20 protein-coding genes and 1 pseudogene are annotated in these 23,388 nt (G+C 61.7%); 5 read left to right on the forward strand and 16 right to left on the reverse strand.

What is annotated here, in order from left to right; all coding sequences use genetic code 11:
- Positions 1-4 precede the first annotated feature (4 nt).
- From NKG60_RS24395 to NKG60_RS24410, 4 genes are read right to left on the reverse strand one after another with little or no spacing between them, the layout of a single operon-like run.
- Complete coding sequence (locus tag NKG60_RS24395; RefSeq protein WP_352866658.1) at positions 5-955, reverse strand: glycosyltransferase family 2 protein; 951 nt, start codon at positions 953-955, stop codon at positions 5-7.
- On the reverse strand, positions 945-1,895 hold the full coding sequence (locus NKG60_RS24400) for a glycosyltransferase family 2 protein (RefSeq protein WP_352866656.1): 951 nt from the start codon (positions 1,893-1,895) through the stop codon (positions 945-947). Before NKG60_RS24400 ends, NKG60_RS24395 begins: the two co-directional genes overlap by 11 nt.
- The gene (locus tag NKG60_RS24405) at positions 1,895-2,887 is read right to left on the reverse strand and encodes a glycosyltransferase family 2 protein (protein ID WP_352866653.1); all 993 of its coding nucleotides are present in this window, start codon (positions 2,885-2,887) and stop codon (positions 1,895-1,897) included. The genes NKG60_RS24400 and NKG60_RS24405 overlap by 1 nt, the downstream gene beginning before the upstream one ends.
- A gap of 11 nt (positions 2,888-2,898) precedes the next feature.
- Positions 2,899-4,071 carry a glycosyltransferase family protein gene (locus NKG60_RS24410; protein WP_352866651.1) on the reverse strand — a complete coding sequence of 391 codons (1,173 nt, stop codon included), beginning with the start codon at positions 4,069-4,071 and terminating at the stop codon, positions 2,899-2,901.
- Between the two features lie 304 nt (positions 4,072-4,375).
- Here NKG60_RS24410 and NKG60_RS24415 point away from each other — a divergent pair.
- Positions 4,376-5,428 (forward strand): annotated as a pseudogene (locus NKG60_RS24415) (polysaccharide pyruvyl transferase family protein); the annotation flags it as partial.
- Between the two features lie 222 nt (positions 5,429-5,650).
- Here NKG60_RS24415 and NKG60_RS24420 read toward each other — a convergent pair.
- The 8 genes from NKG60_RS24420 to NKG60_RS24455 form a co-directional block, all read right to left on the reverse strand.
- Complete coding sequence (locus NKG60_RS24420) at positions 5,651-7,114, reverse strand: lipopolysaccharide biosynthesis protein (protein WP_352866649.1); 1,464 nt, start codon at positions 7,112-7,114, stop codon at positions 5,651-5,653.
- Positions 7,111-8,394 (reverse strand): glycosyltransferase, encoded by a 1,284-nt coding sequence (locus NKG60_RS24425; protein WP_352866647.1) that lies wholly within the window; start codon positions 8,392-8,394, stop codon positions 7,111-7,113. Before NKG60_RS24425 ends, NKG60_RS24420 begins: the two co-directional genes overlap by 4 nt.
- Before the next feature lie 67 nt (positions 8,395-8,461).
- Positions 8,462-9,541, reverse strand: coding sequence for a glycosyltransferase (locus tag NKG60_RS24430; protein ID WP_352487965.1), 1,080 nt, complete (start codon positions 9,539-9,541; stop codon positions 8,462-8,464).
- Positions 9,542-9,572: 31 nt separating this feature from the next.
- Entirely contained in the window at positions 9,573-10,904 is a 1,332-nt protein-coding gene (locus NKG60_RS24435) for a UDP-glucose dehydrogenase family protein (RefSeq protein ID WP_352665454.1), read from the reverse strand.
- Positions 10,905-10,989: 85 nt separating this feature from the next.
- Entirely contained in the window at positions 10,990-11,856 is an 867-nt protein-coding gene (gene exoK, locus NKG60_RS24440) for an endo-1,3-1,4-beta-glycanase ExoK (RefSeq protein WP_502911899.1), read from the reverse strand.
- Between the two features lie 132 nt (positions 11,857-11,988).
- A complete protein-coding gene (locus NKG60_RS24445; protein WP_352665455.1) occupies positions 11,989-12,390 on the reverse strand; it encodes a hypothetical protein in 402 nt (133 codons plus the stop codon).
- A 269-nt stretch (positions 12,391-12,659) separates the two neighbouring features.
- Positions 12,660-13,676, reverse strand: a complete 1,017-nt coding sequence (locus tag NKG60_RS24450; RefSeq protein ID WP_352975789.1) for a glycosyltransferase family 2 protein — start codon at positions 13,674-13,676, stop codon at positions 12,660-12,662.
- A gap of 419 nt (positions 13,677-14,095) precedes the next feature.
- Positions 14,096-14,368 (reverse strand): exopolysaccharide production repressor protein, encoded by a 273-nt coding sequence (locus tag NKG60_RS24455; RefSeq protein WP_352866641.1) that lies wholly within the window; start codon positions 14,366-14,368, stop codon positions 14,096-14,098.
- A gap of 605 nt (positions 14,369-14,973) precedes the next feature.
- Between NKG60_RS24455 and NKG60_RS24460 the strand changes: the two genes are divergently transcribed.
- Together NKG60_RS24460 and NKG60_RS24465 are read left to right on the forward strand one after the other, a co-directional pair.
- Positions 14,974-15,651 (forward strand): sugar transferase, encoded by a 678-nt coding sequence (locus NKG60_RS24460; RefSeq protein ID WP_352665459.1) that lies wholly within the window; start codon positions 14,974-14,976, stop codon positions 15,649-15,651.
- Between the two features lie 207 nt (positions 15,652-15,858).
- Entirely contained in the window at positions 15,859-17,070 is a 1,212-nt protein-coding gene (locus NKG60_RS24465; RefSeq protein ID WP_352866639.1) for a polysaccharide biosynthesis/export family protein, read from the forward strand.
- A gap of 128 nt (positions 17,071-17,198) precedes the next feature.
- Here the strand turns inward: NKG60_RS24465 and NKG60_RS24470 are convergent, their stop codons facing one another.
- The gene (locus NKG60_RS24470; RefSeq protein WP_352866637.1) at positions 17,199-18,470 is read right to left on the reverse strand and encodes an O-antigen ligase family protein; all 1,272 of its coding nucleotides are present in this window, start codon (positions 18,468-18,470) and stop codon (positions 17,199-17,201) included.
- 328 nt (positions 18,471-18,798) lie between these two features.
- On the opposite strand from NKG60_RS24470, the gene NKG60_RS24475 reads away from it, so the two are divergent.
- Positions 18,799-19,551, forward strand: a complete 753-nt coding sequence (locus tag NKG60_RS24475) for an SDR family NAD(P)-dependent oxidoreductase (protein WP_352665462.1) — start codon at positions 18,799-18,801, stop codon at positions 19,549-19,551.
- A 38-nt stretch (positions 19,552-19,589) separates the two neighbouring features.
- Here NKG60_RS24475 and NKG60_RS24480 read toward each other — a convergent pair whose 3' ends face one another.
- Positions 19,590-20,171, reverse strand: a complete 582-nt coding sequence (locus tag NKG60_RS24480; RefSeq protein ID WP_352975792.1) for a DUF1349 domain-containing protein — start codon at positions 20,169-20,171, stop codon at positions 19,590-19,592.
- A 38-nt stretch (positions 20,172-20,209) separates the two neighbouring features.
- Positions 20,210-21,646: an aldehyde dehydrogenase family protein gene (locus tag NKG60_RS24485; RefSeq protein ID WP_352866685.1), complete on the reverse strand. Its 1,437-nt coding sequence runs from the start codon at positions 21,644-21,646 to the stop codon at positions 20,210-20,212.
- Between the two features lie 176 nt (positions 21,647-21,822).
- Here NKG60_RS24485 and NKG60_RS24490 point away from each other — a divergent pair, with 176 nt between their 5' ends.
- Positions 21,823-22,854, forward strand: a complete 1,032-nt coding sequence (locus NKG60_RS24490; protein ID WP_352975794.1) for a hydroxyacid dehydrogenase — start codon at positions 21,823-21,825, stop codon at positions 22,852-22,854.
- 26 nt (positions 22,855-22,880) lie between these two features.
- On the opposite strand, the gene NKG60_RS24495 is transcribed toward NKG60_RS24490, so the two are convergent.
- Complete coding sequence (locus NKG60_RS24495) at positions 22,881-23,366, reverse strand: hypothetical protein (protein WP_352975795.1); 486 nt, start codon at positions 23,364-23,366, stop codon at positions 22,881-22,883.
- Between the last annotated feature and the right edge of the window lie 22 nt (positions 23,367-23,388).

Consider the following 23,388-nt stretch of genomic DNA (forward strand, 5'->3'; position numbering starts at 1 on the left):
CCCTTCACCTCCCCGCCACCACGGCAAACTGTGCCGCTACCCTTCGCAGCCGGACGGCGATCGGCATGCCCATATGCCGAACCGCCGCCGGATCGCTGAGCGCCGTCCATATCGCCTTGAGCGGCGACCGCGCCTTGATGTGCTGGACCAGCGACAGGAATGATGCCGCCCGCCGCAGGCTGCGAGCGCGCCTGGCGAACGCCGCCTCGGCCGCAGCATCCATGGAATGGCTCGCTGCGAATGTGGCATCGGCCCTGCGCATCGCCTCGACGTGATGAGGTTCGAGCACCCGGGAGATGGAACCCGTGCGAATGTGGTAGATATAGCCCGTCGTCGGCTCGACCACGCATTTGCCGCCCTTGGCCAGAGCACTGGCCAGGAGGATATAGTCTTCGCCAATGATCAGGCTTTCATCGTAACGAAGCCCGTTCTCGTTCAGGAACCGGCGCTGGAAGATCGGCTTGAGGTAGCCGAGATTGAACCTCGATTCGAAGAGGACATTGCCGCCGATGAAATCCGCCAGCGAGATTTCACCGAGCCCTTCCAGATAGTCGGCCGGGAACATCGTCTCTTCGGCAACGCCATCCTCGCGAACGACCTGCAGATTATCGACCGCGATCTCGGCGCCCGCTTTCTCCGCGCGTTCGATCATGGTGCAGATTCGCCCGGGATAGACCGCGTCGTCCGAATCTAGGACCGCGACCCACCTGCCGCGAGCAAGCTCAAGGCCGGCATTCCTGGCGCCACCGGGGCCACGGTTTTGCTCAAGCGCGACAACGCGTACGATGTCTTCGGGATAGGATCTCGCCAGGTCGAGCGTCCGGTCGCGCGACTTGTCGTCGACGACGATGACCTCGACGCTGACATTGCGCTGGGCGACGGCGCTGGCAATCGCCCGATCGATGGTCGCCTCGGCATTGTAGGCGGCAATCACGAAGCTCACGTCAGGCTGCACGCTTGCCCCCTTGCTGCGGCGAAGACAGGCCGTATTGGCGGATTTCACGAACCCCGACGAGGCCGCTGACGACGCCGACATGCATAATGCCGCGAAGCAGGCTGCGGTTCCGGCGTACGGGGTCGATGACGACCGGAATTGCCGACAGGAAACTGTAGCCGGCCTTTGCCGCGGCAATGCCGACTTGCTTGAGCCGGGCAAGGCCGTGTGCGTTGCGCCCCAGAAGATGACCGTGCGTCTGCCCGACGCGGAACCGGCGGCGGCCGAGCCAGTCGAATGCCGCCCTGGCAAGTGGCACCGCTTCGTCGACCCAAGCCTCCGGCGAAAAGGCGATGCGGCCGCCGGCCTTGACCATCTGGTCGAAGAATTCCGTATCTTCGCCGCCGGTCTGGCCACGTGCCAGGCTGAAGCGCCTGCCGCGCAGGCTCTCAGCGCCAATCCTGAGCAGGACGTTGCAGGTGTAGCCGGTGCGGATTTCGCCGCTCACCCAGACCGGCAAGGTCGAGTGGAAATCGCCTTTGCGCATCCAGGCGGGCGCATCCGGCAGGTAACGGGCTTGCACCGGTCCAAGCACCGTCGCAGCACCAGTTGCTTCCGCCGTCGCAACCAGTTCGGCAAGCCAGCCAGCGGTGGCCGTCTCGTCGTCGTCGATAAAGGCGACGAAATCCGCCGCACTGGCATCGAGGCAAGCGTTGCGCGCTATCGAGATGTTGCGGGCCGGGGCGTGCCGGTAGGTCACCGGCAGCTTCAACTCCCCCGCCAGCTTGGCGACCAGCGTTTCAGCCGTCGGCGTATCGTCGTTGTCCGCGATGATGACACCGATGTCGAATCCCGTGGGCATATCCACGGCCGCTATGGAGCGAAGCGTGTCGGCAAGCTCCGGCCGGCGAAATGTGCATACGCAGATATCGATGCTTCGATTTTTCCTGACCGGGTCCATCACGCTACCCCGCGCTGCGGTCGCGGTGCGAGCAGTTGCAGCCAGAAACCGACCGACCAGCCGAAATGCATGACCATTGCCGAGACCCCGGCAAGCGCAATGTCGGCTTTGCGCTGGCTGATGGCGGTCCAAAAGCCGTAGCCGAGGCAGACCGACGCCCATAGCAAAAGCGGCACGGCCGCCAGCCAGTGGACGAAGGAAAAGGCGGCGAGAAGAACCACGGGGAACACCAGAAGCGGCACCATCTGCCGGATCTTCGGGATCATGCGGTGCTTGAGAACGTTCTTCGCGCGGCCACGGCCATAGCCGAGATACTGAAAGTAGAGGCCCTTCAGCGAGGAGCGCGGGTAGTAGACCATTTGCGTCTTGCCGGTCATCCAGATGCGGTAGCCGGCCTGGCGGAGCCGATAGTCGAGTTCGGCGTCCTCATTGTGGCTGAACGTCTCGTCATAGCCGCCGACCGCGGTGAAAGCCGATATCCGTATCAGTGCGTGGTGGCCATGATCGACCCATTCCCCCGCCGAAAGATGCCGGTGCTTGGAGCCGCCGGTGCCGAGCCTGGAGTTCTGCGCCGCTGCCGCCGCTTTCTGCACCATGCCGCTACCACTGGTCAGCATCGAGACAACGACCGAATCCGCGCCGGTAGCCTGCGCTTCTTCGACCAGCTGGTCGCAATAGTCCGCGGGATAGCCGCCGTGCGCGTCGATGCGAATGAGATAGTCGACGCCGTTCCCGAATCTGGCGACGGCGAGATTGATCGCCGCGCTCTGCAAGCGCTTTTCATTGTGCAGCAGGATCACCCGCTGATCTTTTGCGGCGATGTCCGCGACGATCGTCCTGGTGCCGTCCGTGCTGCCGCCATCGGCAACGATGATCACGGCGCCCAGCCTCTCGGCCGTAGGGTGGAGCTCTCGAAGCAACGCGCCGATATGGGCCGCTTCGTTCAGGCACGGAACCACGATCATGCAGGATGGAATTTCGGTTTGCGTCATCGGCAGTCCTTCTATGCCAATGCTTCGGCAGCATATGGACCGGGAGCCGCAGTCAGCCCGCGGAGCTTTTCGACGAGCGCCCGGCAATCGGCGCGGTCGTAGCTCCAGGTGCGCGGATTGCGGGCGAGAACACGCGCCTTCAATGTCTCGAACCGATGCTGCTCCATCGTGCCGACGGCGGCTTCGAGCGCCTCGGGCGTGGCTTCTGGCAAAAGAACCCCTATGCCTTGCCGGTCGAGGAACCGGCCGGTTTCAGTGGTCCCCATCGAAATCGGCACGGCTCCGAAGCGGCAGCCCTCATATAGCCGGTTGGGCAGCAGCCACTCGGAGTTCAGGCCCTGCTCAAAAAAGTCGATGGCCCAGGAAAAGTGGACCTCGCGGTAGATCGCCGCCATATCCTCGGGATTGCGGTAGGGCCCGCCAAACGACAGCCAGGGTTCCGATTCGACGAAACCATGGAAATCGGGAAATTCGGACAGCGCCGGGCGCCCCCTGAGGACGATTTCAAAGCGGCCGTCGAGGCGGCGCGAAAATTCGGCCAGAAATTCCAGGGAGCGACGGCAGCGAAGCGCCCCGAACCAGCCGATCCGCCAAGGCGGCGCAACGGGGTTCTCCGGCGCCGCGCGGTCATCCAGCGAGGCTGCGGCTGGCTCGAAATACTTGTTTTCGAGCAGTTCGACCGGCGCGGCAATCTGTCCGAACGGCTTGAAATAGTTGGCAATGAAGGCCGGAGAGCTGGTCACCAGAAGCTTCACATCCCTAGCCAGGAAGCGTTCCGCGCCGCGCATCGCCCAGCCCAGCGGATCGTCGCGAAGCAGCAGGCGATGGATGTCCAGGCACTCGTAGACGATCGGCACCGTTGCCTGGAAAGCCGATCTGGCGCGGCGGGCAAGCGCCAGCATCTCCAGATTGCGCGCGATAATGAGGTCGGGCCGTGGCATTGAGCCCAGCTTCGAGCCGGTCGAGACCACCGCCTTCATGATCGCGGCCAGACGCTGGGCGAATCGGCCATCACGCGTCGGGCCGAGATCGATCGGCTGCAAGCCCTCGACATCAGCAACTGCGCTTGCCGTACGACGAAAGCCCGCCAGCGTAACCTGGGCGCCGCCTGCCTTGAGCATTATGATCCGCCGGCGCACTGCCGGGTCGGAGACGTCGTGTACCAAGTACAAGACATGCAGCATGAAAACTCGACCGCTGTTGGCCCGCCCGCGACGATGCTAGTACAGCTCTTGCTGCATCGCAACATTTTTGGTTGCAGCGTAGCAAAGTTCCACATTTTTTGTTGCACTGCAAAATCGATGGGTTAATCTCGCTCTGCTTGGGCCGCATGGACCGCGCGCTGGCCTGCCCATCGGGCTGCGCGCCAATAATCACGACGCGAGGACCATCCTTGGCGTGCAGCATTTTCGGCCAAACCGCCTGCAATCCGCCCCCTTCGCACCCGTCGATGGAAGCACGGGACTACTCACGAAATGAGGTCATTCCATGAAGATCGCGGTTGAAAACACCGTCTGCCTGAATACCGGGGATGCGGCGATCCTCCTGGCGATCCGCCATGTTTTCAAGACGATCGTGCAAGACGATATCCAGTTCTACGTCTTCGACAGCCAGCCGGAGGTGGCGGCGAGGCTCTACACGAAGAAGGACTATCCGGATCTCGAATTCCACAAGCTGCTGTCGGAATCGCTGTTCCGCTACAAATACGGCAGCGGGCTGAAGAACCTGTTCAAGCCAATCTACAATCGGCTCGTCCTGAATGCCCTGCGGCGGTTCGGCATCCGCGGCGTTCTCGGGCGTTTGTTCAGCTCAAGCAATCGCCGTGGTCTCGACATCTACAAAGACGCCGACCTCGTGGTCACGACAGGCGGAACCTATCTCGTCGAGACCTACAATCTGGAGCGGCGGCTCAATCAATTCCGGATTGATGCGATTCTGGGCAAGGACCCCGTCTTCTTCACGCAATCGCTCGGCCCGTTCAACAAAAGTTACAATCGCCAGGAGTTGAGCCCTATCTTCGACCGGAGCCCACTCATCCTGCTGCGCGACGAACGTTCGAGAGGCCACATTGTGGACATGGTGAAAGACCCCGGCAAATGCCACGTCGTGGCCGACGCCGTCTTTGCCCTGGCCGACACCGACAGGATCGGAAAAATTCTGGCCTCTGGCCAGTCGACAACCGTCACCGGCCGCGTCGCCATTTCCGTCCGTCACTGGAACTATGTCAGCGACGGCGAGGGTGGGATGCGCCGCTACATCGACTCGATCCGCGAGGTCGCGACCATCCTGGTCAGGGACCACGCCAAGGAGGTCACCTTCGTCTCCACCTGCCAGGGCGTGCCGGAATACGCCCATGACGATTCCAAGACGGCGCGGGCGATCGTTGCCGAGCTCGATCCGGCGATCGCCAAGCATGTCAGCGTCGACGCTTCGTTCCACACGCCGGAGCAACTGATGGCACTGGTGAAAGGCTTCGATTTCGTCGTCGCAACGCGCATGCACATGATGATCATGTCGCTCTGCGTCGGCACGCCGGTGTTGCCGATTGCCTATGAATTCAAGACCAAGGAACTTGCCAAGCGGATCGGCGTCGCCGACCTGCTGCTCGACATCGACACGGTGACGCCAGAGGAAGCGAGCGAGAAGCTCGGCAGACTTACCGCCAATCTCGACCTCTATCGCAGGACGAGCCTTCAGGCAGTGCTTGAGGAGCATGCGTCGGCGATGTCGGCAGGTGAGCTTTTGAGGCCGGTGATTGCCGGCCTAGCGGGCGTTGCGCATGGCGCTGGAAAGCGTGGTGAACAAGGCGCTGCGCGACTGGCGAAGGGCAAGCATGAGGATCAGGCCGATCGAATAATTGAGCGCAACCGCCAGGACCACCGCGAGCAGGTCTGACTGGCCGGTCAGCGATGCCGGCAACTCGCGGTACACGGACCAGGCAAGCAGCGACGACGCGATGAAAAGCCCCTGCATGACCAGGAAGTCGGCTGCGGTCACCGGGCCGACCCGGTGGACAAGAACGGCAAGTACCGGGACGCGCAGTACATAGCCGCTGATCGCGTAGGCCGCCGCGACGCCGACGGCGCCCCAGTGCAGGCCGATGATGAAAGCGGCGACCGTCGTCAGCGACGAGTAGATGCCCCAGTGGAACATGGTCTTGGTCTTGCCCTGGCAGATGAAGATCCATCCTGTGGTACTCGAGACGGACTGGATCAGGCTGGCAATGCCCAGCCAGGCGAAGATCGGCGCCACCGCCGTCCAGCGCTCGCCGAAGAGAAGCCCGACGACCTGGTCCGACGTCAGCGTCAGCGCCGCGATGCCGGGCATGGTGATGGCCGCCAGCATCCAATTGGTTCGCACATAGATGTCGCGAAACCGCACCTTGTCCTCATGGATGCGGCTCAGCAGCGGCACCATCACGCGTGTCAGCGGCTGGTTGATGTTCTGCAGCGGAAACAGCAGGAGCTTGTAGGCGCGGTCATAATAGCCGAGCTCGATCGCGCCCGAATATTTTCCGATCAGGATGTTGTCGAGATTGCGCGAGAAGAAGTTGGCCAGATTGAAGCCGGTCAGATTCGCGCCGAAGGACAATATGTCGGTATCGACCTTCAGGTCCGGCCGCGAAGGTGCCCAGCGCGCCACCTGCCACGCCGCGGCAAGCGCGACAACAGCCGAAACCGCCGGGCCTATGACCAGCGACCAGTAGCCCAGTCCCGCATAGGCGGCGATTGCGGTAGTCGCAAGTCCGGCGGCAGCGGTTATCACGTCGTTCAGCGCGAGCTGGCCAAAGCGCAAATGACGGTTCATCAGCGCCAGCGGCACCGCGGCGAGGCTGCCAAGCAGCAGCGGCAAGGCAGAGCCGATGGTGATCCCGACCATGCGTTGATCGCCATAGAAGGCAGCGATGGCGGGCGCCAGGCATGCCACCATCACGGCACTGCCCAGCCCCACCAGCGCACTGATCCAGAATACCTGGTTGAGCTGCTCGGTGCTGATGTCCTTGCGCTGGACCACGGCCTGCTGCAGGCCAAGGTTTTGAAGCAGCCCGACAAAGGCCACGATCGGCCCGACGGAAGCCACCAGGCCGAAATCCTCGGGCACGAGCAGACGCGCAAGCACGATGACGGAGAGAAACTGGATCGCCATCTTGAAGCCTTGCGCGCCGATCGTCACCACGCCGCCGCGCAGGGCGACGCGACCAAACTGGGGGGGCGGGTTGGCGTTCATGCCGGGCGCCTGGCTTCGGCCAGTTGGGCAACGATCTGCGCAAAACGTTCGTTGAGTACGTCCGCGTTGAAATCCTGCTCGATCTTGCGGCGCGCCGCACGTGCGATGCGCTCGCATTTGTCCGGGTTCTCGGCCACCCAGACAAGCTTGCGGGCCAACGCCGCGACATCTCGCTCCGGTGCGAGGAAGCCTGTCTCCTGATCCTCGATCAGCTCGGGAATGCCCGAGTGATAGGTGCTGACCACGATCAGCCCGGCGGCCATAGCCTCCATCAGCGCCACCGGAATACCCTCGAGATCGCCGTCTCGCGCGGCAACGCTGGGCAGGAGGAATACGTGGGCATTGCGCAGGCGCTGCTTGACCTCGGCGTGCGGGCGCGGCCCGAGGAAAGTCACCCGGTCGACAATGCCGAGATTTGCGGCGAGCTTTTTCAACTCTTCCAACAATTCGCCGCCGCCAATCACCGAATAGACCCAGTCGCGCCGCGGCAGGCTGGCGAGGGCGCGAAGGGCGAATTCGATGCCCTTCTTTTCGGTCAGCCGGCAGACCGAGATGAAGGACAGCGTGTCCCGGTCCCAGGAACGCCAATGGTAGCCGATCTCACCGGGCCGCACGCCCATATGGTGAACCATGACTTGCGCGGAGGGTGCGCCGACGCCGATCAGGGCGTCGCGGAAAAACGCGTTCACCGGCAGCTGGAGCACGCCCTTGTCGAAGACAACCTTGTAGCGCGTGAGCGTTTTGTCATGCAGCGGTTCGCCAACATCGCGGCCGTGGAATATGGTCACCAGCGGAGCGGAAATCCGGCCTCGTTTCATGGCGCGGGCGACGCGCATGCCGTTATTGCCGAAATGCGCGACGATCACATCGGCGTTCTGCAATTTGCGCGCAAAAGCGATGTCGACAGCGGTCGAGAGCTTATCCCAGAACCTGCCCGACCATCTCCTGAGCGTCGGGCGAAAGCGCCCTAGCCCGCCCCACCAGCAGACGACCTTGCCAGGGAGAGCCTGCCAGCGGCGATCGTCGATGTTGCTGTCCTTACCGAAGGATGTCTCGTTGCAGACGACGCCGACTTGCATGCCGCGCTCGAGGCACCCTTCTATCTGGTCGAGGACGAAGGTCTCCGACAAAGAGGGGAACTTATCAACTACGAAGCAAATCTTCATCGAATGGACGATCTTTCGAGGCCGGTCGATCGGCTCGCGCGGATGAGGGCTGACGCTCGTCGCCGCCGTGCGAGGCGCTTCAAGCGTCTGGTGTTGTGCGTGTCGTTGTCCCAAGCCATCCCCTCGGGTCAGGCGCGAAGGCTGGCTTTTACGCGACATGCATGGTTTTGGACGAAATGCATCAGGCGGCACGCTCTAGCGCGCCTTGCCTGGCGCGGTCGAGAACGCCGAGAAAAGTCGCGAACTGGCTGTCGGGGTTCATTTGCGGCCGCTCCGAAAACAGCTGCGCCGCCGCCGACAGACGGTCGTACTCGGCCTTGTCGCTCCATAGCCGCCTGACCGCAGCGACCCAGTCGTCGAGCGGTGCGTCGTAGTCGAGCACCACGCCGCCGGCGCCAATCGCTTCCGGCAGGCCGCCGCGGCGGGACCCGACGACCGGAATACCGCTGCAATGGGCCTCGGACGCCACCCGCCCCCACGCCTCTTCCCATTTGCTGGGCGCCAGCAGGATCTTGGTGCGGCCATAGACGGTCTTCATGTCGCTGGTGCGGCTTTCCAGCCTGACGTTGCGCAGCGGCGCGATGATCTGTTCGATCTGCGCCCGGTGGTCGTCGTCGAGCTTCCAGCTTTCGACGAACAGGAACGGGATTTCGGGGCATTGGCCGGCGATGCGCACGGCGAGTTCGAACCCTTTTTCATTGTAAGGATTGATCAGCGTGACGAATTCGCCGGTGGTCGGCGTGCTATAGAGCCCGGGATTGATGGTCGGTGGAATCACGGTCGAATCGATGCCGAACTTTTCCTTATAGGTGCGCGCTGTGAATTCGGAATTGGCGATATAAAGCGCCGAATGCAATTCGCGCAGGTCGCCGGCCAATTCGTGGAATTCGACGTTCCGCAGATAGACCACTAGTGGCACGCCGAGCGCCTGCAGCGCCTTTCCGATCGGCACCGATTTGTGGCACTGCACGACGGCGACATCGGGATCGAGCCGTTCGACCGCGAAGCGGGCCGCCTCCCAGGGAAACCATGCCCGCACGACCGGATAGCCGGGATAGCTGTCGATGACCGCACGCTGGCGAAGCAGTTTCATCTTGGCGCGCGCCTTGAAACCGAACATGCCGTCACCGAACAGCGCCGCCAGAACCGAGGCGTCATGACCGTGCTCGCGCAGCTGCTCGACCAGATGGTGCGTGCTCGACTGAACGCCACCGCTGAACTGGGGCGTGTAGCCGTTGCCGCCTGCAAACAGAACTTTCATGAACCTGGCTCCTTGCTGGACCGCCCTGGCGTCACGCCGCCATTCTGCCGATGCTGTGGTATTCGATGCCGTGGCGGGCGATGACCTTGGGGTCGTAGAGGTTGCGTCCGTCGAAGATGACGGGCGTGGTCAGCGCGTTCTTCAGCGCATCGAAGGACGGCGCGCTGAAGCTCTTCCACTCGGTCACGATCAAGAGCGCGTCGGCGCCTCGCAACGCGGCCTCCTTGGTGCCGCACAGTTGCAGGTCGTCCCGCAGCCCGTAGATCGCCTGGCATTCCTGCATCGCCTCCGGATCATAGGCCTGGACATTGGCACCGGCGGCCCAGAGCGCTTCCATCAGCGTGCGGGCCGGGGCCTCGCGCATGTCGTCGGTATTGGGTTTGAAGGCCAGGCCCCACAGAGCAAATGTCTTGCCCTTGAGATTGCCCTTGAAATAGCGGTCCACCTTCTCGAACAGGACCGACTTCTGCTGGTTGTTGCGCTCCTCGACGGCACGCAGCAGCTTGGCGTCGAACTTGACGGCCTCGGCGGTCTTGATCAGGGCACGCACATCCTTCGGGAAGCACGAGCCGCCATAGCCGAGGCCCGGATAGATGAAGTGGTAGCCGATCCGCGGGTCGCTGCCGATGCCCTTGCGGACCTCCTCGATGTCGGCGCCCAGTTGCTCGGCCAGGTTGGCCATTTCATTCATGAAGCTGATCTTGGTCGCCAGCATGCAATTGGCCGCGTATTTGGTGAACTCGGCACTGCGCACATCCATCACGATCATCTTTTCGTGGTTGCGGTTGAACGGCGCGTAGAGCTCGCGCATCACCGCCTCGGTCTCCTCGTTGCTGGTGCCGACGATGATGCGGTCGGGTTTCATGCAGTCGCTCACAGCGGACCCTTCCTTGAGGAATTCCGGATTGGAGGCGACGTCGAAAGCCAGATCCTCGCGCCCGCGCGCCTTCAGCGTTGCGGCGATCCTGGCCTTTATCCTTTCGCAGGTGCCGACGGGCACGGTCGACTTGCCGACGACGATCTTGGGCTCGTCCATCTCACGACCGATGGCCTCGGCGACGGCCAGCACATATTTGAGGTCGGCCGAACCATCCTCGCCCGGCGGCGTGCCGACGGCGATCATCTGGATCTGGCCATGCTTGATCGCCGCGGCGGCGTCGGTGGTGAACTTGATGCGGCCGGCGGCATGGTTCTCCTTGACCATGTTTTCGAGCCCCGGCTCGAAGATCGGGACATGACCCTGGTTGAGCCGCTCGACCTTTTTTGCATCGATGTCGACACAGACCACCTGATGGCCGACTTCGGCAAGCACCGCCGCCTGTACAAGACCGACATAGCCGATTCCAAAGACAGTCAAATTCATTCGGTTTCATTCCTGTTCAAGGCTTCAGGCCTGTTCGAGCTTCGGGCTTCGGACCATCTTCGGCCCGGCCGGTTCAGATGCGCTTCTAGTTTGTGTTGCATGCCAGCGATTCCGGGAATTGGCAGGGCTGGCCAAGTGCGGTGAATGCAACGCGATCCACCTGCATGGTGAGCTTGCGGCCCGGATCCGAGAACGGCCCCATCCAGCCCTTCATCGTATCGCTGCCCCACAGGCTGAAATAGATCCTTTGCGAATGGGTGGGCAGCTTCGCCGGATCGGTGATCTCGTGGACAAGCTTGCCGTTGACGTACCAGCGCAGCCGGTCCTTTTCCCAGACGAAGGCGTAGTCGTTGAAGGCCTTGTCGGTGCCGCCGGCGACGTCGACCAGTTTCTCGTTCTTGCCTTTGCCGGCTATGTAGGCGTTGACCTGAACCTTGGACGTGTCCTTGGTCAGCACCTCGAAGTCGATCTCATCATGCGGCTGCTTGTCGGCATCGCCGACGAAGCTGAAGAATGCCGCGTTGACGCCGGAGCCCGTGTCGGTCTTCATCCGCGCCTCGTAAGTGCCGTAGCCGAAGCGCTGTTTGGTCTGGATCTCGGCGCAGGCGAATTCGCGATCCTTCAGCTTGCGCTTCTCGAAACCGAGCGTCAGCATGCCGTCGGAAAGCCCGATCAGGCTTTTGGACCAGGTGCAGTTCTGATGCTTGCCGTTCGTCCAGCCGTCGGAAATGTACCAGCGCGCGCGACTGAGGCTGTTGAAATCATCGACAAAGGACGGCGCGGTTGGGAGATCTTGGGCGCGGACGGGCACCAGGCCCGCAACCATGCTGACGAGAACGAGCAGCAGAAACGCGCCGTCTGAACGGAGCCGCCGCAGCTCGCCTGGGATCGGGCGCGTGGACGGGGTGCCGCGGGTCGCCGGGGCGGACGTGCTTTTAGGATCTGCATTCATATCAAACTCACCTTGTGCTGTGCGCCCCCAAAGCGATCGTTCGAACCGTGACGAAACAACCTGATCTTGACCTCTGTCGCTCCCAAGCTCCGTGTTGTGCCTAAAACCATTGCGCCGAACCGGGGTGTTCGCTCAGCCTGTGCCGGAATCGGCGGGCTTCACAAAATCGGTCCTTATGTCGGGACGGTTCTGCCGCTTCTCCTCGAAGATTTCATCCAGCGAATGACGGAGATCCTTCATCATCTGCATCTGGCGCGACAGCGCTGCGATGCGCCGCTCGCAATTCAGGATCGACCTCGTCAGTTCGCCGACTTCGGAAGACCTGCGAGAGGAGACTGCTCCGTTCTCCATGGCCTCGACGAGAAAGGCGGCATTGGTAGCCGTTGTCCTGTAGCGGTTCTCAAGGCCGCTCTTCTCCGCCTCGACTTCGGCCGCGATCTGGTCCAGCAGCTTTGCCAACCGATCGAGGCGCGAGGTGTCGGTCTGCGTGTCGCGCGCCGGATCTCTCGATCGGAAGCGAAAGATCGAGGCCATGCACTCAGCGTCCCATCATCGTCGAGCTGGTGAACGGCCTTAGTGCCCGTCCACATTCAAAAGACATTTCTCGCATCGTCCAGCTCCTCCGACAGGGGATGTCTCGGGCCAGTTCGGTTGGCCGTCCAAAATTGCTGCACCGCAACATAGATTGCCATTCCCTGCGCGGATAGGCAACCACCTAGATCGTAAACTCATGAATCTCGTTGAAACGGTGCGAGCCGACAGAAGGGTAAGGTAGTAGCTACCGCCGTCGCACGTTGACGGGCCTAGCTTTCGCCGGCCGTGCTGGTTCCGGCCATGAGGAAGCGGAGCGGCGGCACATGCTGACGCTTCGCGGTGAGGCCAGCGCGGCGAAACAGCGCATCCAGCTTGTCGGAGGCGACGCCGCGGACGACGGCTGTGAGGTTGGACGGGCCGGCCAAGGCGTAGGCCGCGGCCGGCGCCAGCCCACGCTCAGCCTTCACGTCTAAAAACTTCCGCAACCGGTATTTGTCGCGGATGTGCCGCTCGTGCCTTCTCACCGCAGCCTTCGATGCCTCCGGCAAACTGTCGATCGCCAGCAGTGCCAGGTCGGCATCGGCCAGATGCTTCAGGTCCTGGGTCTTGTGCCGTCCGCTCAGCGAATCGGCGCGCACGATCGCGCCGTAGCCGCAGGATTTGATGACCTTGAAGCGCGCGCCATGGGCAACCGCGCGCGCATAGAGTTCATAGTCTTCACCCAGGCGCAGCTTCTCGTCGTAGCGCAGCCCATGCCGATCGAGAAAGGCGCGGCTGATCACTGGCTTGAGGAAGCCCAGTTCCGCTCGTTGCACACGGCGCCTGGAGATGTTGGCGTCGATGAAACCCTCGAAGTCGAGGAATTCCGGCTCGGGCGAGAACGGTGGAGCGACGATTTTCGAAACATCGGTTGCCGCGTCGTCCCTGACAAGCATGATGTTGTCTGCAGCGAAGTCCCAATCGGTGCTGGCGAACAGTCTGTGAAACCTGCCTTCGAAAAAGAAATCATCAGCGTCCAGGATGCTGATGAACGGCGACCTGGAACCCGCTATCGCGGCGTTGCGGGCAAAGGATGGGCCGCGATTGACGTCGAAGCGGATGACGGAAAGGCGGCCCGTGCCGTCGCCGGCCGCGTGGGCGACTTTCGCGGTATCGTCGGTGGACGCGTCGTCGACGACGACGACTTCCGCAACCTCCGGCTCGCGTAACGCCGATGCGATGGCAGCCGGGATTGTCCGCGCCGCATTGCGGGCGGCGATGATCACGCAGACCTGGGATGATGTCATGGACAATGCCTCTCGATTGCAGAAGTCGTTGCGGATTTCCTCGCCCCGTCCGCTCAATGCCCCACCGCCCATCTGAAATGCATCGGCCCAAATGCCTATGCTGCAAGTGCGAAGCAAGCATCGCCAAAATCATCGGCGCCGTCCAGTTTTTCATTTTGCTGGGTGTCATGGCCCGGTTCGGCAGGCGGCGAGCCTCAATCGGGATAGCTCCAGAAATGCGCCGCTTGGCAGAGCCGTTCCTACACGCTCAGGATCAACCCCCAATGGCGCGCCCCAATGGCGCGCTCAGTTGGCCAGCCGGTCACTGCCGAGTAGGTCGCGGCAATGGAGAGTGGCCGCTTGATTGAGGCCGGAAGCATCGAGGAGTTGAAGAAACGGGATGCCGACTTGCGGCGCGTTGCTGGAGGCCAGGCCCGAAATCAGTGAAGGCCCCTCCTGGCACTGAGTTTCTCGCCTTCGGCCGCCTCGTTCGAACTCAGCTTTCGTTCTGTGTCGCGAATCTTGTCCGCCGGGGTCGGGGCATTTCTGGCGACCATGGCAAAGACCAGCAGAAAATAACCGAGTTGGATGACTATGGCACAGCCGATGACGCGAAACAGCGTCGTGCCGAGCGAGGCGCCGCCCAAATAGGACCAGACGATCACGATCGCCAGCGCAAAACACATTCCGATAATGAACTTTGGCAGTGACATACCCGATAGCCCATCAACCGGCTCGGGAAAAAATGTCGACAAGCCCACCCCGAGCACCTCCCTTAAACTCTGCGAGCTTATTTAGGTTGCCCGCTTCTGGCCGGTTGCTTCCGGCCTAGCCCAATCTGTCCATGGTCCGACAGAAACAATTTGCAACTCTATTGAGCCGCGCAATAGTCGGCAAGGGCAGCTGCGGAATAATTTTAGACGAATCCTCGGGATCGACTCTGCCATGGTGCAATGCACACGTCGGCATCACCACCGATTGCCGGATATCGACTCTCTCTAGTAAGAGTTATGATATCGACTAGTATTTCATCATGACATCAGTCGATATTTTGAAATTCTAAATGACGGCAAAGCTCCGTAGCAGCGTATAAAGAGCGAATCGCCTAAAATCAGCCCCAAAATTGGACTAGCTTTTCCAAATTTGCCCATAATCTGTCTCTTTTGCGACATAAAGGCGAAATTTTGTGCAGGACGAGTTTATTATTTAGTCAGTTCATGACGCGACTATTACAGCCGACTGGGAAATTGTGTGTTGCGCTGCAACATTTTTTTGGTATCGTGCGCTAAACCATCCGTTCAACGTATGGAGTTTACGCATGAGGGACGTAGCCAAGCCGGCCGATGCGGATTTTTCGCAGGCCGGCCTCGATTTTCCGCCACCGATCGGCGGCCTGCTCAAACGCAGCTTCGATATTGCCGGTTCGCTGATCGGCCTGGTCGCTCTCAGCCCGCTGTTTGTGATGATAGCGCTGCTTGTCAGGTTTTCCGATGGCGGGCCGATTTTCTATGGTCACAGCCGGATCGGCCGCGGAGGACGGATTTTTCCGTGCCTCAAGTTCCGCACCATGGTTCCAGACGGCGAGCGGGTGCTTGCTGCCTATCTCGCCGCGAATCCGGAGGCCAATGCCGAATGGATAGCGACCCGCAAGTTGAAGAACGACCCGCGGATCACGCGCGTCGGAGCGGTGCTGAGGAAGCTCAGCCTTGATGAGTTGCCGCAGATCATCAACATCCTGCAGGGGGATATGAGCCTGGTCGGGCCTCGTCCCGTGGTGCGCGATGAGCTGGAGATCTATGGCAATTCGGCCGTCTATTACCTGAAATCGCGCCCCGGCCTGACCGGGCTCTGGCAGGTCAGCGGACGCAACGATGTTTCGTATGACAGTCGCGTCGCATTCGACAGGCACTATGTCGAGAACTGGTCGATGTTCGAAGACATCCGCATCATCATCAAGACCGTACCTGCGGTCTGGATGTCGCGAGGCTGCTACTGACGGCCGCTTGCTGGCCGTGCATCGAGGAGCGACTGTCCAGAATTCGGGCCCGGAACTCAGGCCCCTGACTCAGGCATCGGCAGCTCATTGGGCGGGGCAAACCAGATCGGAAACGCTCAGTTGGAAGCAGATATAATCGATATCTTTTGCACCGGCATTCTCTCCAGACACATGCGGCGAGTACGGCTTTTGACGACTTGCCTCACAATGGCGACCGGCTTGACGCTGTCGCTAGCCCTGCCACAGTTCGCCTTCGCCGACGACTATCGGCTTGGAGCACAGGACAAGCTGACCATCCGCGTGGCGGAATGGCAGACCGTCGAAGGCACGTTCCGTGACTGGTCGGCCATCAATGGAGAATACACGGTCGGCCCCGCTGGAACCTTGTCGGTTCCCTTCGTCGGCGAGATGCCCGCATCCGGCAAGACGACTTCGGAGATCGCGGCATCGCTCGGCGAGGCACTGCAGCGCAAGCTCGCTCTGGCCGACAAGCCGGAGGCTTCCGTCGAAATGGCGCAGTACCGGCCATTCTACATCTCTGGCGAGGTGCAATCGCCCGGCCAGTACCCTTGTGTGCCTGGGTTGTCCGTGCTGAAAGCGATGAGCATTGCCGGCGGAGCCCGGCGGAACCCGGAGAGCGGGCAGCGCTTCGACCGCGACCTGATCAATGCCAAGGGCAATTTCGACGTACTACAGGACCAATTGGTCAGGCTAACCGTCAAGCGCGCCCGCCTCGAAGCGGAACTGGCGGACAAGCCGACATTCGCGGTGCCGAAAGAGGTGGCCGACGATCCGAAACTGCCCAGTATCGTTGCCGATGAGACGGCGATCCTGGCGGCCGACCAGAAGAAACTCAAGCTGCGCTTGCAGGCGCTCGACGATTTGAAGGCGCTGCTGCAGAGCGAGATCGATTCGCTGCAGAAAAAGATCGTCAACCAGCAGAAGCAGGTCGATCTGGCAAAGGAGCAGCTCAACGGCATCGGCTCGCTGGCGCAAAAGGGCCTGGTCGTCAACACGCGGGTTTTGAACTCGCAGCAAACCATCGCCGACCTTGAAGGCCAGATCCTGGATTACGAAACGGCGATTCTCACGGCCAAGCAGTCGATCAGCAAGGCCACCCAGGACGCTATCGATCTCGAGAACACCCAGAACTCCAGCCTCGCGACCGACCGGCAACAGACGGAAGCCGATCTCAACGAGGTGACGCTGAAGCTCAATATGGAAAAGGCCTTGATGTCCGAAGCCTTGTCGGGCAGCCCCATGCCGCAATTCTACGGCAACAACGAACCAGCGGCCTTGTCATTTTCCCTGGTGCGGGTGGTCGACGGCAAGACCAGCGAAATCACCGCCGATGAAGACACACCAGTGCTGCCAGGGGACGTGATCAAGGTCAAACCGGCGCCCCTGGCCATCCAGTAGCTTCTTTCGACCGGAGCGAAGAAGCACCAACCCCGCAGGCAGCGGTCTGCGGGGTTTTTGCGTTTGGGATCTTGTGGATCAGAAAACAAAGTGGCCTTCGGGCAACGAACCGCCTGGATCCGCCCGCGCTAGCCTCGCACGGCGTCCGGTTCCTCGAGATGGTTCACGGCGCTCCACCGGGAAGGAGCGACGGCCGGCGCCCTCACCAGCTTGAAGTAGCTGTAATACAGCAGGAACGAACCCATGATGTAGGGGTTGAGGGTCTCGACCTCGACGAAGGAGCGGATGAACAGAAGCACCATGACGCCGGCAAGAATCACGGAGTCGGCTTGCCATGTCCTGAATATCAGCGCCGAGACGTGACCCCAGAGCGTGCGCAGGATGATCAGCGAAAGCAGTGTCGCCCCGACGAAGCCGAGTTCCACCAAGGTCTCGATGTAGGTGTTGTGGAAGTGGAAGCCGCTTCGGGCGGCGATGTAGAATTCGTTCCACAGCCGCTCGGCCTCGGAGAAGCCCTGGACCCAATAGGCCGCGTAGCCAACGCCGAGTATGGGCGATTGCTGCGCGGCATTCCAGCCCTGTTGCCAGAGGTAGGTTCGTCCGGTGAGCGTTGAATCCTTGCCGAAAAGGCCAAGGACAAAGTCCATCAGCCCGAGATTCAGCGCAATCACGGTGCAGGCGATCAGCCCGCCCGCACCGATCATGAAAATCACCCGGCGATGGCGGAGCGAAAGCAGCTTGCCTATGGAAAGCAGGGCGACCAGAGCGAGAACCGCCGGGGTCGATGCCATGGAAGTGGCCGAATGAGACACCACCAGCAGATAGCCCGATAGAAGGACAATCGGTACGATCAGCAGAAAGCTTATCCGGCCACGCCTGAGAAAGGCGAGGTAGACAACGCAGAAATAGATGCCAAGCGATGCGACAAAGCCGATCTGGTTCTTGGAGCTGAATGCGCCGACGAAATTATACGTGCCATCGAGAACGTCGTAGGAATAACTCGCGACCTTGAGCGAATAGAGCAGGACGACGAAAATCCCGATCAGGGCGCCTATGGTCAAAGTCCGGACGCTGACGGTGCGCGCGGCAATGTAGGCGCAGGCGATATGGGAGCAATATTGGACGGCCGTCCTTGCCGTCGTGCCAGGGGCCGCCGACCAGAACACCGAGAAGCAGACATAGGTTGCAAAGGCCAGCGGAAGCCAGGCGCTGGAAGCGTGCCTTAATATCTTCCGGTAGTCGACCAGGATGAGCGGCAGCCAGACCGCATAGTAGGCCAGGATCATGGCCTGGCCGAAAATGGTCGAGTAGGAGAACGCCCAGATCGAGACGGCAACGGCAAAGCTGCCATAGGCCGTGTTCTTGTCCGGATCGATCAACAGAGATTTTGGAATCTTCATCTCGGTAGCGGTTTTCCGTCCTTGCAGCTCAATGCCGATTTCATGGGCCGCTCATGGGCGGATTCATTGGATCGATCGGGGCTCGCCTGCAGGCGCTCGCATTGTGCAGTGCAATATAACCCATCCGGCGCCGCCTGTCACCCGGATGCCAACCGGGCGCGTCGTTCCAGCCGTTCTCCCAATACCGGACGAGACGATTGGGCCAGGAACGCCTACCGGTTCAATTGCCCGGTGCTGGCCCATCACAAGCTGTTCGGAGGCTGCAAGTCCGCGCTTGAACTTGTCCGCCGTTGACTTCACATTCGCCGCCGATTGGGAGGAATGCGACATGCCGATGAGTTTCGCGGGACGATTTGCCGGACGATCTGCTGTTATCACCGGCGGCGCCTCAGGCATCGGCCTGGCCGTCGCGCAAAGGATTACCGACGAAGGCGGGCGTGTTTCGGTCTGGGATCGCGATGCCGCCCAGATCGAGCAGGCCAAGGCCATTGTTCCAGGCCTGCACAGCGTGACCCTCGACGTTGCCGACCCCCTAGCGGTCGAAGCCGCCGCCGGAGAGACGATCGAAGCGTTGGGCGCAGTCGATGTCCTTGTCACCAGTGCTGCCATCACCGGACCGAACATGACGACCTGGGAGTATTCCGTGGAGGATTGGCGCCGGGTCATCGACATCAACATCAACGGCGTCTTCTTCTGCAACAAGGCGCTGGTCCCGCATATGCTCGAACGCAATTACGGCAGGATCGTCAACATCGCCTCGATTGCCGGCAAGGAAGGTAACCCGAACGCCTCGGCCTACAGCACCTCCAAGGCGGCGGTGATCGGCATGACCAAGTCGCTCGGCAAGGAACTGGCCAAGACCAAGGTGACGGTGAACTGCGTCACGCCGGCGGCCGTGCGCACCGCGATCTTCCAGCAGATGAGCCAGCAGCACATCGACTTCATGCTGTCCAAAATACCGATGGCACGGTTCGGCGAGGTCGAGGAGGTGGCGGCGCTGATTTGCTGGATCGCGTCCGAGGAATGCTCGTTCACTACGGCTGCCGTCTTCGACGTCTCCGGCGGCCGGGCGACCTACTAAGGCCGGACGGCGAAACCGCTCGATCGGAGCGCGGCGCCTCAGTCGTGAAGCTCTCGCGAGATCGGCGGGCCGATCGAAAAATCGCTGAATGTGACCTCGAAACCCTCGCGCTGCGGCGAACAGCACATCATGCCGACATCGACCGTTTTCGACGGCGGGAAATAGGCAAGCCGCACCGGTTTCCAGTGCTTGTCGGACGCGTCCAGATACTGGACGCGGATCGTCTCGGCATGGCGGGTCAGGCGGATTCTGACCCCGTCGGGGTCGGCGGGAATGCTGGCCAGCGACCAGTCGGAGGCATCGTTGGTGACGACGACGGAAAAATACATCAGCCCGTCGGTGTATTCGATGCCGGCCTTGATCCAGTGCGTCTCGCTCAGGCGGACCATAAGGCCGGCTTGGTCGTAAAGCACCTCATACTGCCCCTTGACCGTGACTTCGGCGCTGAAATCCCCCTCGACCTCACGATAGAGGAAATGGCCATTGTCACGCCAGAAGCCGTAGAACGTCTCGCGCCAGAAGTCGGTCTCCTTGCCGGTCCGCACATGCACCGTATCGTTGCCGAAGGCATAGTGCGGCGGTGGATTGAGCCAGGTCAGGTCTGTATTCTCAGATGCCATCGATTTGCTCGCCTGCCTGGCTGGTTTGCCGCCTTTTCTTAGCCGGCAAACGTGTACGCGGTCTTCACCGTGGTGTAGAACTCTGCGGCATAGCGGCCCTGCTCGCGCGGGCCGTAGCTCGATCCCTTGCGCCCGCCAAAAGGCACGTGGAAGTCGACGCCGGCCGTCGGCAGGTTGACCATGACCATGCCGGCTTCCGAATTGCGCTTGAAGTGCGTGGCATGCTTGAGGCTCGAGGTGCAGATGCCGGAGGTAAGGCCGAACGGCGTGTCGTTGGCCACCGCCAGCGCCTCGTCATAATCCTTGACGCGGATGACGTTGGCGACCGGTCCGAAAATCTCCTCGCGCGAGATGCGCATGGCGTTGGTGGTTTCGGTGAACAGCGCCGGCTGCAAATAGAAACCGCGGGTTTCACGATCGAGCCGCCCGCCACCGAAGGCAAGGTCCGCGCCTTCCTGACGGCCGATGGCGATATAGTCTTCGTCCTGTTTCAACTGGCTCTGGTCGACAACCGGTCCGATCTGGGTCTTGGCATCGAGGGCATCGCCGACGACCAGCTTGGCCATGCGGTCCTTGAGCGCCTCGACAAAGCGGTCATGGATGCCGTCCGTCACCACCAGGCGGGACGAGGCCGTGCAGCGCTGGCCGGTCGAGAAGTAGGCACCGTTGATGGCGCAGTCGACGGCGACGGCAAGGTCGGCATCGTCGAGCACGACAAGCGGGTTCTTGCCGCCCATTTCGAGCTGGAACTTGCGCATGTGCTCGACGCTGGCGGCGGCGACGCGCTTGCCGGTACCGACAGAGCCGGTGAAGGTGATGGCGTTGAGGTCAGGACTGTCGAGCATGGCCTGGCCGACGACCGAACCCTTGCCCATCACCAGGTTGAGCACGCCCTTGGGCAGCCCGGCGCGGTGCAGGATGTCGACAATGGTCCAGGCGCTCTCCGGAACGAGTTCCGCCGGCTTGAAGACGATGGTGTTGCCGTAGGCCAGCGCCGGAGCGATTTTCCAGGCCGGGATGGCGATCGGGAAATTCCACGGCGTGATGATGCCGACGACGCCGACCGCTTCGCGGGTGATCTCGACGCCGACACCCGGCCGCACGCTCGGCACCAGCTCGCCCGAAAGACGCAGCGTCTCGCCGGCGAAGAAGTCAAATATCTGGGCAGCCCGCACAGTCTCGCCGATGCCCTCGACCAGCGTCTTGCCTTCCTCGCGTGCCAACGCCCGGCCGATTTCATCTTTCCGCGCGGTGATCTCGTCCGACGCCTTCCTCAGCACCGCATGGCGTGCCAGCAGGCCCGATCGGGACCATGCCGGAAATGCCGCTTTCGCCGCCGCGATGGCCTGCCGGGCGTGCTCGGCGCCCCCCGACGCATATTCGCCGACTACGTCGTCGAGATTGGACGGGTTGATGTTGCGGGAGCCGGCATCGCCTACCCACTCGCCATCGATGAGGTTCTTTCGAAACGGGATCATGTCGCTGTCTTCCTTGTCGTCCTTCGATCGCCGTCTATCTGGACCACCGACCGCCGCACCGCAAGGCCGAAGAAGGCAAACTTCTCCTCCTCGACCGGCATGTGATAGGTGTCGGGGGGCGGGAAAAGACGATTCTAGTGTGGTGCGACGCGGATCGCACGGGAGGAAGTATCATGTCCGACAGCGCCTTGCCGCTGGTGATCAGCGCACCCGAACCGCGGACACTCGACCTAATCTTCACGCCGGCTGCGCTGGCGAAATTTCGATCGAAATACCGCATCGTCGAAACGTCGCCCGAGGGGGTGGCGGCGCTGCCAGCGGATATCCTTGCCGAGACCCGCTACATCGTCGGCCAACCGCCGATCGCGCCGGAGACGCTGGAAAAAATGAAGGCGCTGCGCTGCATCTTCAATGTCGAGAGCAACCTCATCAACAACATGCCGTACGAGACGCTGTTTTCGCGCGGCATCCATGTCGTCACCACCGGGCTGGTGTTTGCCGAACCGGTGGCCGAGCTCGGCCTCGCCATGGCGCTCAACCTCGCCCGCGGCATCGTCGCCGCCGATCTTGCATTTCGTCAGGGCGAGGAGCTGTGGGGCGGCGACGGCAACCAGACGGCGCGGCTCCTTTCCGGTGCGGATGTCGGCATCATCGGCTTCGGCGATCTTGGCCGTGCGCTCAAGCGGCTGCTGGCGGGCTTTCGCACGCGGACAAAAGTCTTCGACCCGTGGCTGCCGCCGTCGATCCTGATCGAAAACGGCGTCGAGCCGGCCTCTCTCGACGACGTTCTGTCGAACAGCGATTTCGTCTTCGTCGTCGCTTCGGTGACCAGTGAAAACCAGGGTTTCCTTGGTGCCGAGGCGTTTGCCAGGATGCGCAAGGGAGCCGCTTTCATCCTGCTCAGCCGGGCCGGCGTGGTCGATTTCCCGGCACTGATGGATGCTGTCCGCAGCGGCCATATCGTCGCCGCCAGCGATGTTTTTCCTGAGGAACCGCTGGCCCAGGATCACCCGGTCCGCACATTGCCGGGGTTCCTGCGCTCCGCCCATAGGGCCGGTGCGCTCGACGTCGCCTTCAAGCGGATGGGCGACATGGTGCTGGAAGACATGGACTTGGTCGACCGCGGCCTGCCGCCGATGCGTTCGAAGCGGGCCGAGCGTGAGACCGTTTCGCGAATGCGCTCAAAGCCGGTCGACAAGAATTAAGCCGTCCGCCCGACGGTCGCACATACTCAGACGCTGAAGGACCAAAACAGGCAGGCCAGTGTCGCCGCGGCGAAGACGACGAAGAACAGGCTTCTCAACAGGATGTTGCGGCGCAGCTCGTTGATGAAGAGATGGCATCCGACGACGGCTGCGACAAACAGGAGCCGCCAGTTCAGCAGTGTCGAGAGCACATCGCGCTGACCGAAAGCAAATCTCGCGGCGAGACATCCAACGATGACCGCAAACAACACGATGACCGTCCAGAAGATCGCATTGGCGGCATGTGTCAGGACGATGCCGGCGAGCCTGATGGGCAGAACCATCATCAGCAGTGCGCTGAAAAAATACACCGCCGCGAGCGGAATGAACGTCCCTGCATCGGCGACGTCGCTCAGACGCTTGGCGCCGATCGCGCCATAGGGATAGCCATGCCTGGCCACCGCCAGGCTGAGCGCCATCAGCAAGGCCGTCAGCACGGCGGCCAGCGCGAATGAGGTCAGGGCTTTGCTCATAGGTTCCCGTTCCGAGCGAATC

It is taken from the genome of Mesorhizobium sp. M1428, assembly GCF_040317515.1.
Lineage (GTDB): Bacteria > Pseudomonadota > Alphaproteobacteria > Rhizobiales > Rhizobiaceae > Mesorhizobium.

What these genes read in the sequence shown, in the direction of transcription:
- NKG60_RS24490 (WP_352975794.1), top strand. Translation starts at nt 21,823, where the DNA reads ATGTCCGACAGCGCCTTGCCGCTGGTGATCAGCGCACCCGAACCGCGG.
- NKG60_RS24470 (WP_352866637.1), bottom strand. Translation starts at nt 18,470, where the DNA reads ATGAAGATTCCAAAATCTCTGTTGATCGATCCGGACAAGAACACGGCC.
- NKG60_RS24495 (WP_352975795.1), bottom strand. Translation starts at nt 23,366, where the DNA reads ATGAGCAAAGCCCTGACCTCATTCGCGCTGGCCGCCGTGCTGACGGCC.
- NKG60_RS24435 (WP_352665454.1), bottom strand. Translation starts at nt 10,904, where the DNA reads ATGAATTTGACTGTCTTTGGAATCGGCTATGTCGGTCTTGTACAGGCG.
- NKG60_RS24460 (WP_352665459.1), top strand. Translation starts at nt 14,974, where the DNA reads ATGAGGGACGTAGCCAAGCCGGCCGATGCGGATTTTTCGCAGGCCGGC.
- NKG60_RS24455 (WP_352866641.1), bottom strand. Translation starts at nt 14,368, where the DNA reads ATGTCACTGCCAAAGTTCATTATCGGAATGTGTTTTGCGCTGGCGATC.
- NKG60_RS24450 (WP_352975789.1), bottom strand. Translation starts at nt 13,676, where the DNA reads ATGACATCATCCCAGGTCTGCGTGATCATCGCCGCCCGCAATGCGGCG.
- NKG60_RS24420 (WP_352866649.1), bottom strand. Translation starts at nt 7,114, where the DNA reads ATGAACGCCAACCCGCCCCCCCAGTTTGGTCGCGTCGCCCTGCGCGGC.
- exoK (WP_502911899.1), bottom strand. Translation starts at nt 11,856, where the DNA reads ATGAATGCAGATCCTAAAAGCACGTCCGCCCCGGCGACCCGCGGCACC.
- NKG60_RS24465 (WP_352866639.1), top strand. Translation starts at nt 15,859, where the DNA reads ATGGCGACCGGCTTGACGCTGTCGCTAGCCCTGCCACAGTTCGCCTTC.
- NKG60_RS24480 (WP_352975792.1), bottom strand. Translation starts at nt 20,171, where the DNA reads ATGGCATCTGAGAATACAGACCTGACCTGGCTCAATCCACCGCCGCAC.
- NKG60_RS24400 (WP_352866656.1), bottom strand. Translation starts at nt 1,895, where the DNA reads ATGGACCCGGTCAGGAAAAATCGAAGCATCGATATCTGCGTATGCACA.
- NKG60_RS24405 (WP_352866653.1), bottom strand. Translation starts at nt 2,887, where the DNA reads ATGACGCAAACCGAAATTCCATCCTGCATGATCGTGGTTCCGTGCCTG.
- NKG60_RS24430 (WP_352487965.1), bottom strand. Translation starts at nt 9,541, where the DNA reads ATGAAAGTTCTGTTTGCAGGCGGCAACGGCTACACGCCCCAGTTCAGC.
- NKG60_RS24410 (WP_352866651.1), bottom strand. Translation starts at nt 4,071, where the DNA reads ATGCTGCATGTCTTGTACTTGGTACACGACGTCTCCGACCCGGCAGTG.
- NKG60_RS24475 (WP_352665462.1), top strand. Translation starts at nt 18,799, where the DNA reads ATGCCGATGAGTTTCGCGGGACGATTTGCCGGACGATCTGCTGTTATC.
- NKG60_RS24445 (WP_352665455.1), bottom strand. Translation starts at nt 12,390, where the DNA reads ATGGCCTCGATCTTTCGCTTCCGATCGAGAGATCCGGCGCGCGACACG.